Annotated in this window: 11 protein-coding genes and 1 pseudogene; 11 read left to right on the top strand and 1 reads right to left on the bottom strand. The window is 50.0% G+C overall.

The features are described 5' to 3' along the window. The first annotated feature begins 205 nt into the window (after window positions 1-205). The 3 genes from aph(2'')-IIa to ARB69_RS01100 all read left to right on the top strand — a co-directional run bounded on the left by aph(2'')-IIa (window position 206) and on the right by ARB69_RS01100 (window position 2,254). Window positions 206-1,105, top strand: coding sequence for an aminoglycoside O-phosphotransferase APH(2'')-IIa (gene aph(2'')-IIa / locus ARB69_RS01110; RefSeq protein WP_002592615.1), 900 nt, complete (start codon window positions 206-208; stop codon window positions 1,103-1,105). Window positions 1,106-1,148: 43 nt separating this feature from the next. Continuing rightward, window positions 1,149-1,685, top strand: coding sequence for an aminoglycoside N-acetyltransferase AAC(6')-Im (aac(6')-Im, locus tag ARB69_RS01105; protein WP_002592614.1), 537 nt, complete (start codon window positions 1,149-1,151; stop codon window positions 1,683-1,685). A 131-nt stretch (window positions 1,686-1,816) separates the two neighbouring features. Further along, the gene (locus tag ARB69_RS01100; protein ID WP_002592613.1) at window positions 1,817-2,254 is read left to right on the top strand and encodes a bis(5'-nucleosyl)-tetraphosphatase; all 438 of its coding nucleotides are present in this window, start codon (window positions 1,817-1,819) and stop codon (window positions 2,252-2,254) included. Window positions 2,255-2,453: 199 nt separating this feature from the next. Here ARB69_RS01100 and ARB69_RS01095 read toward each other — a convergent pair whose 3' ends face one another. Further along, on the bottom strand, window positions 2,454-3,644 hold the full coding sequence (locus tag ARB69_RS01095; RefSeq protein WP_055150080.1) for an IS256 family transposase: 1,191 nt from the start codon (window positions 3,642-3,644) through the stop codon (window positions 2,454-2,456). A 141-nt stretch (window positions 3,645-3,785) separates the two neighbouring features. Here ARB69_RS01095 and ARB69_RS01090 point away from each other — a divergent pair. The 8 genes and pseudogenes from ARB69_RS01090 to ARB69_RS01055 form a co-directional block, all read left to right on the top strand. Next, window positions 3,786-4,664 (top strand): annotated as a pseudogene (locus ARB69_RS01090) (VirD4-like conjugal transfer protein, CD1115 family); the annotation flags it as partial. Between the two features lie 89 nt (window positions 4,665-4,753). Continuing rightward, a complete protein-coding gene (locus ARB69_RS01085; RefSeq protein WP_016306504.1) occupies window positions 4,754-4,969 on the top strand; it encodes a Maff2 family mobile element protein in 216 nt (71 codons plus the stop codon). Between the two features lie 41 nt (window positions 4,970-5,010). Beyond that, window positions 5,011-5,877 carry a VirB6/TrbL-like conjugal transfer protein, CD1112 family gene (locus ARB69_RS01080; protein ID WP_005927637.1) on the top strand — a complete coding sequence of 289 codons (867 nt, stop codon included), beginning with the start codon at window positions 5,011-5,013 and terminating at the stop codon, window positions 5,875-5,877. A 41-nt stretch (window positions 5,878-5,918) separates the two neighbouring features. Then, the gene (locus ARB69_RS01075) at window positions 5,919-6,458 is read left to right on the top strand and encodes an MT-A70 family methyltransferase (RefSeq protein WP_023042361.1); all 540 of its coding nucleotides are present in this window, start codon (window positions 5,919-5,921) and stop codon (window positions 6,456-6,458) included. Window positions 6,459-6,500: 42 nt separating this feature from the next. Next, window positions 6,501-6,923, top strand: a complete 423-nt coding sequence (locus ARB69_RS01070) for a SpoVG family protein (RefSeq protein WP_009901638.1) — start codon at window positions 6,501-6,503, stop codon at window positions 6,921-6,923. 9 nt (window positions 6,924-6,932) lie between these two features. Further along, on the top strand, window positions 6,933-7,586 hold the full coding sequence (locus ARB69_RS01065; protein WP_055150069.1) for a DUF7007 domain-containing protein: 654 nt from the start codon (window positions 6,933-6,935) through the stop codon (window positions 7,584-7,586). A gap of 44 nt (window positions 7,587-7,630) precedes the next feature. After that, window positions 7,631-8,017, top strand: coding sequence for a PrgI family protein (locus ARB69_RS01060; RefSeq protein ID WP_023042364.1), 387 nt, complete (start codon window positions 7,631-7,633; stop codon window positions 8,015-8,017). Next, entirely contained in the window at window positions 7,935-10,364 is a 2,430-nt protein-coding gene (locus tag ARB69_RS01055) for a VirB4-like conjugal transfer ATPase, CD1110 family (RefSeq protein ID WP_412217347.1), read from the top strand. The genes ARB69_RS01060 and ARB69_RS01055 overlap by 83 nt, the downstream gene beginning before the upstream one ends. Window positions 10,365-10,423: the final 59 nt, after the last annotated feature.

The raw sequence follows: 10,423 nt of genomic DNA, 5'->3' as shown, positions 1-10,423 counted from the left end.
AATCCAGAAAGACGAATTGCTGATGGCAAGTTAAGATGAGGAAAACCTCATTTTAACTTGTACTAAATCTTGACATAGGACCATATCATGATATAATTGATGGTGTTCGAGGAGAACGAAAATTTGAATTTTCAGGCTTACGGAGAACTTGAAAGTAAGCGATTATATGATGTTTCTGTTAATACCTTACGTGAGGAAAAATGAAATGATTGATTTGGACGTAGAAATATATCAGCATTTGAATGAACAGATAAAAATAAATAAACTCTGCTATTTGTCATCAGGCGATGATAGCGATACTTTTTTATGTAATGAACAATATGTTGTGAAAGTTCCAAAGCGAGATTCTGTTAGATTTGCTCAGAAACGAGAGTTTGAATTGTATCGGTTTTTAGAAAATTGTAATTTATCTTATCAGACCCCTGCGGTAGTATATCAAAGTGACCGATTTAATATTATGAAATATATTAAAGGGGAACGTATTACTTATGAGCAGTATCATAAGTTGAGTGAAAAGGAAAAGGATGCCCTTGCATATGATGAAGCTACGTTTTTGAAAGAGTTACATTCCATAGAGATTGATTGTTCTGTCAGTTTGTTTTCAGATGCTCTGGTGAATAAGAAAGATAAGTTTTTGCAAGATAAAAAATTACTTATAAGTATTCTGGAAAAGGAGCAGCTGTTAACTGATGAGATGTTGGAACATATCGAAACAATATATGAAAACATATTAAGCAATGCTGTTTTATTTAAATATACCCCTTGTTTGGTACATAATGATTTCAGTGCAAATAACATGATTTTTAGAAATAATAGACTGTTTGGAGTTATTGATTTTGGCGATTTTAATGTAGGTGACCCGGATAATGATTTTTTGTGCTTGCTGGATTGTAGTACAGATGATTTCGGGAAAGAATTTGGCAGGAAGGTATTAAAATACTATCAGCATAAGGCGCCGGAAGTAGCAGAAAGAAAAGCAGAGCTTAATGATGTGTATTGGTCGATAGACCAAATCATTTATGGTTATGAAAGAAAAGATAGGGAAATGTTGATTAAGGGTGTTTCTGAATTGCTACAGACACAAGCAGAGATGTTTATATTTTAGCAGGAAAAGATGATGCGAAATTATATCATGGAAGAGGTGAATTATGTTGGAAGAAAAGCGAGTTTCCTTTCGCCCGATGAGTGAGGATGATTTAGTTCTAATGTTAAAATGGCTGACAGATGACCGTGTTCTTGAATTTTACGACGGTAGAGATAAAAGGCATACACAGAAAACGATTCGTGAGCATTATACAGAGCAATGGGCGGATGAGATTTATCGAGTCATCATTGAATATGATACAATTCCCATCGGTTACGCACAAATATACAGAATTCAGGGGGAACTTTTCGACGAATATGATTACCATGAGACGGAAGAAAAGATTTATGCGATGGACCAATTTATCGGTGAGCCGGAATATTGGAATATGGGAATCGGTGCAGAATATTGCAGAGTAGTATGCCAATATCTACGAACGGAAATGGGTGCCGATGCGGTGATTCTTGACCCACGAAAAAATAATCCACGAGCGGTACGAGCATATCAGAAGGCGGGATTTGAAATTATTAAGGAGCTGCCCGAACATGAGCTACACGAAGGGAAGAAGGAAGATTGTGTGTTGATGGAATGGAGAGCGTAATGTTAATGAATTTTAATTTCTAAGGCTGCAAACTTTCAGTAAGTCGGCGCGTTTTACGGAAAGACGAATTTGATGGACGCTTAGATTTAGGGTATTTAACGTCTATGTTGTATATATAGGGGGAAAGAAATATGTCAGAAGAATTACTGTATGAAAAATCTTGTGGTGCTGTTGTATATTGTCAAAAGGACAACGACATAAAATACCTGCTTGTTTGCGAACATGGTGGATTTTGGGTCTTTCCGAAAGGGCATATGGAAGACGGAGAATCCGAACGTGAAACAGCCTTGAGAGAGGTTAAAGAAGAAACAGGTCTTGATGTTACATTCGTTGATGGCTTTCGGGTAAAAGATGAACACAACCTTGCGCGTGAAGGACGTCCCAACACCATAAAACAGACCATATACTTTCTTGCAAAATATGAGGAACAGGAATTTGGTCCACAAGAATCAGAGATATCCCAAATAGTGCTAATGGATTTTGAAACAGCTATGGCTACTTTACAGTTTGATAGTTTTAAACACATACTGACACAGGCACATAGTTTTCTCGAGCAGAAACACTGTTAGACGAGCAGACTCAACAATGAGGAAACTTTCAGTTTGGGCACGAGTTTGCCAGTAATCAAAAGTGAATAAAAATGACTTTAGAGCCATTGTAGAGAGATAAATCTACAGTGGCTTTTTTCGTGCAATAAAATGGCAGGGGTACTAAAGGTACTGTCAAGAATTATGCGCAAATTGGCTTGCAGACTCTGGCTGAATGAAGTCAGCCGGCAATAGAGGCGTCTTCCAGAGCCGCCTCCAAGTGCTTCATATTCATGTATTTCTTGTTGCCCCACTGGGTGCCAGCCACATGGCGCAGCCGGGCACAGACCAACATGAGGGCAGAGTTGCCGTCCGGGAAGGTTCCCACCACGCGTGTTCTGCGGCGGATCTCCCGGTTCAGCCGTTCAATTACATTATTGGTACGGATCCGCGTCCAGTGCTCATAGGGAAAATCACAGTAAGTCAGCGTTTCCTCAACACTGTCCTCCACCTTCTTGGCGGCCTCTTTCAGCTTCATTTCCCTCAGCTGGGCCACTACAGCTTTTGCTTTTTCGCGGGCGGCCTTCTTGCTTTCCTGAGCGTGGATCGCCTTAAGCATCTTGGCAACCAGTTTCACCTTGGAACGAGGAACGGCGGAAAACACATTCCGGTAAAAATGGACCGTGCAGCGCTGGTATTTGGCGTTGGGAAACACTTTTTCCACAGCTTCCAGCATTCCTAGACATTTATCGCCAACAATGAGTTTTACGCCGTCCAGTCCACGACCTTTGAGCCACTGAAAGAAATTCACCCAGCTGGCCTTGTCTTCTTTCATGCCCTCGGCAGCGCCCAGAACCTCACGGTATCCGTCCTCATTCACCGCGATTGCAACCAGAATTGCAACATTTTCATACTCTCCGCCCCAGTTGCGCCGCAGGTAGATGCCGTCCACATAGACGTACGGATATTTTCCGCCCTGCAAAGGACGGTTCCGCCAATCCTCGATGTGGACATAGGCTTTCTTGTTCAACTCACTGATGGTAGCCGGAGATACCTTGCTGCCCCACAGAGCCTCGGTAATATCCTCCACACGGCGCACAGAGACGCCGGCCAGGTACATTTCGATGAGAGCTTCTTCCACGCTGCTCTCACGGCGACGATACCGCTCGATGATGGCCGTTTCAAAAGAGACACCCTTGAGGCGAGGTACGTGAAGCGTCACGTCTCCGGAGGTGGTAGTAAGATTCCGGTCATAGTGACCGCTGCGGTAGCCCTGACGGGCCTCATTTCGCTCGTAGCGGGCAGCTTGGGTCAATTTCTCTGCTTCCTGCTCCAGCAGCTCGTTCAGCGTCTCTTCCACGCTGCCTCGGACTAATTCCTTGATCTGACCCTTGATTACTTCCTCGTTTAGCTGTACAATTTTCTCGGACATGGTTTACAGACTCCTTTTCCAGAATGGTGTGTCGCTACTTCATTCTACCAGAGTTCTGCAAACCATGTCTATTTTTATGCCTTTTTCATTTTGCGCAACTTATTGTACCTTATCGTACTAAAAAGTCCTTGACATTTCGTCTCAGGCAAGACAGCTAAGAGCATACTGATTAGCTGCGGAGCCAGACTTGCCCCCTTTGACATTCCCCAGCTTCGGGAGATCATGTCCTATGACGAGCTGGAGCTTGACCGGCTGGGGGATGAAAAATCGGCGCTGTTTTTCCTTATCAGCGATACGGACACCACCTATAACTTTCTTGTGGCACTCGCTTTCTCGCAGATGTTCAACCTTCTGTGTGAACGGGCCGACAACACCTATGGCGGACGCCTGCCCCATCATGTACGGGTGCTATGGGACGAGGCTGCCAACACCGGGCAGGTGCCGGGGCTGGAAAAGATTGTGGCCGTCATTCGTTCCCGGGAGATCAGCCTGACGCTCTTTTATCAGGCTATGAGCCAGTGCAAGGCATTGTACAAAGACCATTCCGAAACCATCATGGGAAACATGGACAGTATCGTGTTCCTCGGAGGCCGGGAGGCTTCCACCCTAAAGGATATTTCGGAAAACTGGCTGGGCAAGGCCACCATCTCTATGCAGACCGAGGGCCGAAGCCGGGGACAGTCTGAAAGTTACAGCCAGAATATGCAGCGGCTTGGCCGGGAACTGATGACCACCAGCGAGATCACCACCATGCCCGGGGATAAATGTATCTTGCAGCTTCGGGGGATCCCGCCCTTCCTGTCCCCGAAGTATGACTTGAAAAAGCACCCGAATTACAAGTACACAGCCGAATTTGATAAAAAGAAAAACGCCTTCCGCTTGGAAAGCCTGTTCTGCCACCGGCCATTGAGACTAAAGCCGGAGGACGAATACACGGTGTACGAAGTGGACGGCTCCGACACGGACGAAGAAGCTGACCTGTTGAATTTCGATGATCTGGACAGCGACGAGTTTGTGTAACTTCGGGCCATGATGACCCGAAGCGCCGCCGATGTGGGCGGCTTTTTTTGTACCCAAAACCATCAAACAAACAAAATGGAGGAACGTATATGGAATTTTTCAATCAGGCAATCGACATTCTTAAAATTCTGGTCATGGCTCTTGGCGCCGGTCTGGCGGTGTGGGGCGTCATCAACCTTCTGGAAGGTTACGGGTCGGACAACCCTGCGGCAAAATCACAGGGCATTAAGCAGCTCATGGCTGGCGGCGGTGTCGTTCTGATCGGCCTTCAGCTTATCCCTCTGCTGTCCGGCCTGTTCAGCTAAGTGTCACCCGTTGTCCCTTTTTCCAGAAAAGGAGCTGATGTATGGACTTTATCATCGACGCAATCGTTGAATGGCTGAAAGGTCTGCTCGTCGATGGTATTATGGGAAATCTGGACGGCCTTTTCGATAACGTCAATCAGAGCGTTGGCGAGATCGCCACACAGGTAGGCACGACCCCGGCGGACTGGAACGCCGGGGTCTTTTCCATGATACGACAGATCTCCGAAACTGCCATTCTGCCAATCGCCGGGGTCATCCTCACTTTTGTTATGACCTATGAACTGATACAGATGCTCATAGAACGCAACAACCTCCATGAAGTTGACACATGGATGTTTTTTAAGTGGGTGTTCAAAACCTTTGTGGCTGTGATGATCCTGACGAATACCTTCAATATCGTGCTGGCGGTCTTTGATGTGAGCCAGCATGTGATACAGCAGTCAGCGGGCATTATCCAGAACGGGACAGAGATCACGCCGGATGTGCTGGACAGTCTGCGGACAGAGCTTGAAGCGATGGAGTTAGGCCCTCTGTTCGGACTCTGGCTACAATCCTTCCTGATCCAGCTTACCATGATTGCCTTAAACATCGTGATCTTCGTCATCGTATATGGCCGTATGATTGAAATTTATTTACTCACAAGTTTAGCACCTATCCCGTTTGCCACAGTCCCCAACAGGGAAACCGGACACATGGGGCAGAACTATTTCCGCTCCCTCTTTGCGGTGGGCTTTCAAGGTCTGTTGATCTTAGTCTGTGTCGCCATCTATGCGGTGCTGATCCAGAGTATCGCCACCGACGGCGACCCCATCGGGGCGATCTGGGGCTGTGTGGGATATACGGTGCTGCTGTGTTTTACCTTATTCAAAACAGGCAGTCTTGCAAAATCCATCTTCGGCTGCCATTAAGAGACTTCGGGCCATGATGACCCGAAGCGGAAAGGAGGATCATGCCGAAAGAAAAATTTTCGATAATCTATGCAGATCCACCGTGGCGGTATGAGCAGAAAAACAGGCAGGGATCAGCAGAGCTTCATTATCCCACTATGAGTATTGAAGAAATCTGTTCCCTTCCAGTGGCCGACTTGGCTGCAAAAGACAGCGTTTTGTTTCTGTGGGCAACATTCCCACAACTGCCGGAAGCCTTAAAGGTCATTAAAGCATGGGGCTTTTCTTATCGTTCTGTGGCTTTTGTATGGATAAAGAGGAACCGGCGCTCCTACTCATGGTTTTACGGTCTGGGGTATTGGACAAGAGGCAATGCAGAAATTTGTCTTTTAGCAGTAAAAGGACATCCGAAGCGTAAGTCTGCCGGTGTTCATCAGCTTATTGTTTCCCCGATAGAGCGTCACAGTAAAAAGCCGGACGAGGCCAGGCGGAAAATTGTAGAACTGATGGGCGATATACCACGAGTGGAATTGTTCGCCAGAGAAAAAAAGCCCGGATGGGACGTGTGGGGAAACGAAGTTGAAAGCACTGTAAACTTGTAACAGCTTCGGGCCATGCTGACCCGAAGCGGAAAGGAGAAATCCATGCAGGAAAAAACTGCGGGCGGAACACCAGCCGCCCCTATAAAGCTGGATGTAAGCGTGCGGGTCATTGAACCTGTGAAAAACCTCATGGGCTTTGCCAGCGTGAAATTCAATGACTGCTTTGTGGTGGAAAATCTGAAAATCGTACAGGGCAGCAAGGGCCTCTTTCTTGGGATGCCCAGCCAGCCGGACGGCAAAGGCGGCTATCGGGATATGGCCTACCCTGTCACAAAGGAGTTCCGGGAACAGCTCAACACCGCTGTTCTGCAAGCCTATGAGGCAAAGCTGGAACAGATGGCGGAGCGCGGCTCTGTGGGGCGTGCGTCCATCAGCGACCAGCTCAAGGCCGGGAAAGCGGCTGCCGAACAGGCAAAGGCGGAACGGCCTCCGAAGGAAAAGCCCAGCCGTGGTGCAGAGCGTTGACCTCGGGCCATGCTGGCCCGAAGCAGAAAGGAGGCGGGAACCATGCCACGCAAACGGACGGGCTATGACGCGGCCTGCTATTACGACGGAAAACTGCTGGGCCGCTGTACCAAAGCGGACAGCGACGCCTATACCCTGTTGATGAACGCCTGCGGCGGGGAGGCCGCCCGTGTCCTTCGGGAATATGCCTATTTTTCCCCAGAACTGAAAGCCATCTTGGAAAAGGCGGCGCTCATGCAGGCGGACCGGAGCCGGACGGGCGGAATGTTCCATGCGCCGAAAAGCTCCCCGTGGGGCGAGGTGCAGAACTGTGAAACCCTCTGTCCGGGGGTGTTTCTGGTATCTACCGCCAGCCACGGCGGAACGATGGTGGCAAATGAGGTAGCCGCCGTCCTCTCCCCAGCGGCCAAAAAGTGCGGTTTCAAGGATAAGGGCTATATCTGCTATGAGGAGGACGCACAGGAAAGTGTGGTGCTCCGGGAGCTGCTGGACAAAAAACTGTGGAACATCCCTGACCGCATTAAGGACAAAGAGCAGTTTGAAGAAAACCTCAATCAGTCCATCCGGCAGTATAACCCCGAATACTGGCGGGCAAGGCAGAGCGGACGAGAAGCCGTCGAAGCTGCCCGCAGTACAGCCCCGGCCAAAGAGGCCGCAAGATAACCTCGGGTCATGTTGGCCCGAAGCAATTAAGGAGGTGTACTTAAATGGCCTATGTGCCAGTACCAAAAGACCTTTCCAAAATCAAGACAAAGCTGGCCTTCAATCTGACGAAGCGCCAGCTTGTTTGTTTTTCCGGTGCGGCGGCGGTGGGCCTCCCGGCTTACCTGTTTTCCCGTGGCAGTATCGGGAACAGTGCCGCCATGTTCCTGATGATCGGCCTCATGCTCCCGTTCTTCTTTCTGGCTATGTATGAGCGGGACGGCCTGCCGTTGGAAAAAGTGCTGAAAAACATCATCCGCACCCGGTTCCTCTATCCCCGTGTGCGGCCTTACAAAACCGAAAACTTCTATGCGCTGCTTAGCGCCAGAAAGGAGGCGCAGCCGATTGCGAAACAGCAGAAGGGCCGGAAAGCCCGCAGGCAGAAAGCCTGAAAAGCAGGGCCTTACCGGTCTGTTCACAAAAGGAAAGAATATTCCCACCACCGCCCAGCAGACCCTCCCTTACCGGGAAATGTACCGGGACGGGGTGTGCCGGGTAGCGGACCGCTATTACACCAAAACCATTGAATACGAAGACATCAACTACCAGCTCGCACAGTCCGAAGATCAGGCGGCCATCTTTGACGGGTGGAGCGCCTGCCTCAACTACTTTGACAGCAGCCTTCCGTTCCAGCTTTCCTTCCTCAACCACCGGAGCCGCCCGGGCAGCCGGTACAGCGTGAACATCCCCATGCAGGATGACGATTACAACAGCGTCCGGTGTGAGTATGTGGAAATGCTGGAAAACCAGATCGCCAAAAGCAACAACGGTATTGTCCGCACAAAGCTCCTGACCTTCGGCGTGAACGTGGACGACCTTCCCACCGCCAGGGCAAGGCTGGAACGTGTAGAGGCGGACATTTGCGGGAACTTCAAAAAGCTGGGCGTCAAGTGCCGCTCCCTTTCAGGGCTGGAACGGCTGGAGCTTCTTCACGGGCAGCTCCACCCCGGCAGCGGCTCCCCCTTCCGGTTTTCATGGGATATGATCCCAAAAACCGGGCTTTCCACCAAAGACTTTATCGCCCCGGACAGCTTCGATTTCCGTTTCAGCCGACTGTTCCGGGTGGGGACGACTTGGGGCGCTGCCTCCTACTTGCAGATTTTGGCCTCGGAGCTCTCGGACAAGCTGCTGGCGGAGCTTTTGGAAATGGATGCGGAAATGACCATCACCCTCCATATCCAGACTGTCGATCAGGCCTCCGCCGTAAAATCCATCAAGGCCAAAGTCTCCGACATTGACAAGATGAAGGTGGAGGAACAAAAGAAGGCAGCCCGGTCAGGGTACGACATGGACATACTTCCGCCCGACCTCGTAACATACAGCAACGACGCAAAGACCCTTCTGGAAGATTTACAGAGCCGGAATGAAAGAATGTTCCTGCTGACCTTCCTTGTGGTAAACATGGCCCCAACCCGCCGGGAGCTGGACAATGACCTGTTCACGGTGTCGGGTATCGTCCAGAAATACAACTGCACCTTGAAGCGGCTGGACTTCCAGCAGGAGGACGGTTTTCTTTCCAGCCTTCCGCTGGGCCATAACGGCATTGAGATCAAGCGCGGCATGACGACCAGCTCCACGGCCATTTTCGTTCCCTTTATGACGCAGGAGCTCCGCATGGATGGCGAAGCCGTCTATTACGGGCTCAACGCACTTTCCCATAACGTCATCATGGCAAACCGGAAAAAGCTCAAAAACCCCAACGGCCTGTTCCTCGGCGTGCCGGGCTCCGGCAAATCCTTTGCCGCAAAGCGAGAGCTTGTGAACGTGTTCCTTGCCACCCGTGACCGGATCATTGTGGTTGACCCGATGGGCGAATACTCGCCCCTTATCAAGCGGCTGGGCGGACAGGTCATCGAGATCGCCCCGGACAGCCCCCACCACATCAATCCGATGGACATTGATTTGAGCTTCGACGAGGAAAACCCGATGGCGCTGAAAGCCGACTTTATCCTGTCGCTGATGGAGCTGATCGTCGGCGGCAAGGACGGCTTACAGCCGGTGGAGCGTACCGTCATTGACCGATGTGTGCGCCAGATGTACCGGGAACACTTGCAAAACCCGGAAACAAGCAAAATGCCGACCCTCCAAACGCTATATGACCTGCTCTGTTCCCAGCCGGAGGGCGAGGCGGTGCGGCTGGCAACGGCCCTTGAAATTTATGTGTCGGGTTCCCTTAACGTGTTCAACCATGAAACCAATGTGGACTTAAACCGCCGTCTGGTATGCCTTGACTTAAAAAAGCTGGGGGCCGGGCTTCGGACGATTGCCATGCTCATTATGCAGGACTTGGTAAACTCGCGGGTGTCCATGAATTTCCTGCGCGGTATCGCTACATGGTGCTACTTCGACGAATTTCATGTGCTGCTCCGTGACCGTCTGACGGCAAGCTATTGTGTGGCGATCTGGAAAATGCTGCGGAAAAAAGGGTGCGTTCCCAGTGCTTTAACGCAGAACGTGAAGGATTTTCTGGCAAGCCCGGAGATCGAGAACATCTTTGAAAACTCGGACTTCCTTGTGCTGCTCTCGCAGGCACAGGGGGACCGGCAGATTTTAGCCAAACAGCTTGGGATCAGCCCCCACCAGCTTTCCTATGTGACCCATACCAATTCCGGCGAAGGGCTGCTGTTCTTCGGGAACACCACCATCCCGTTTGTTGACCGCTTCCCGCAGAACACAGAGCTGTACGCCATTATGACCACCCGCCCGGAGGACAAAAAACAGGAAATGAACCGGGCATAACACACTTCGGGCCATGATGGCCCGAGGTTTGGAAAGGAGGGATACATCATCGGAAAGAA

It is taken from the genome of Faecalicatena contorta (assembly GCF_001404335.1).
Taxonomy (GTDB): domain Bacteria; phylum Bacillota; class Clostridia; order Lachnospirales; family Lachnospiraceae; genus Faecalicatena; species Faecalicatena contortus_B.
Note: the sequence above shows the minus strand (reverse complement) of the source record. Positions and strands in the feature narration are given on the sequence as shown.

What these genes read in the sequence shown, in the direction of transcription:
- ARB69_RS01100 (WP_002592613.1), top strand. Translation starts at nt 1,817, where the DNA reads ATGTCAGAAGAATTACTGTATGAAAAATCTTGTGGTGCTGTTGTATAT.
- ARB69_RS01095 (WP_055150080.1), bottom strand. Translation starts at nt 3,644, where the DNA reads ATGTCCGAGAAAATTGTACAGCTAAACGAGGAAGTAATCAAGGGTCAG.
- ARB69_RS01085 (WP_016306504.1), top strand. Translation starts at nt 4,754, where the DNA reads ATGGAATTTTTCAATCAGGCAATCGACATTCTTAAAATTCTGGTCATG.
- ARB69_RS01080 (WP_005927637.1), top strand. Translation starts at nt 5,011, where the DNA reads ATGGACTTTATCATCGACGCAATCGTTGAATGGCTGAAAGGTCTGCTC.
- ARB69_RS01075 (WP_023042361.1), top strand. Translation starts at nt 5,919, where the DNA reads ATGCCGAAAGAAAAATTTTCGATAATCTATGCAGATCCACCGTGGCGG.
- ARB69_RS01070 (WP_009901638.1), top strand. Translation starts at nt 6,501, where the DNA reads ATGCAGGAAAAAACTGCGGGCGGAACACCAGCCGCCCCTATAAAGCTG.
- ARB69_RS01065 (WP_055150069.1), top strand. Translation starts at nt 6,933, where the DNA reads ATGCTGGCCCGAAGCAGAAAGGAGGCGGGAACCATGCCACGCAAACGG.
- ARB69_RS01060 (WP_023042364.1), top strand. Translation starts at nt 7,631, where the DNA reads ATGGCCTATGTGCCAGTACCAAAAGACCTTTCCAAAATCAAGACAAAG.
- ARB69_RS01055 (WP_412217347.1), top strand. Translation starts at nt 7,935, where the DNA reads ATGCGCTGCTTAGCGCCAGAAAGGAGGCGCAGCCGATTGCGAAACAGC.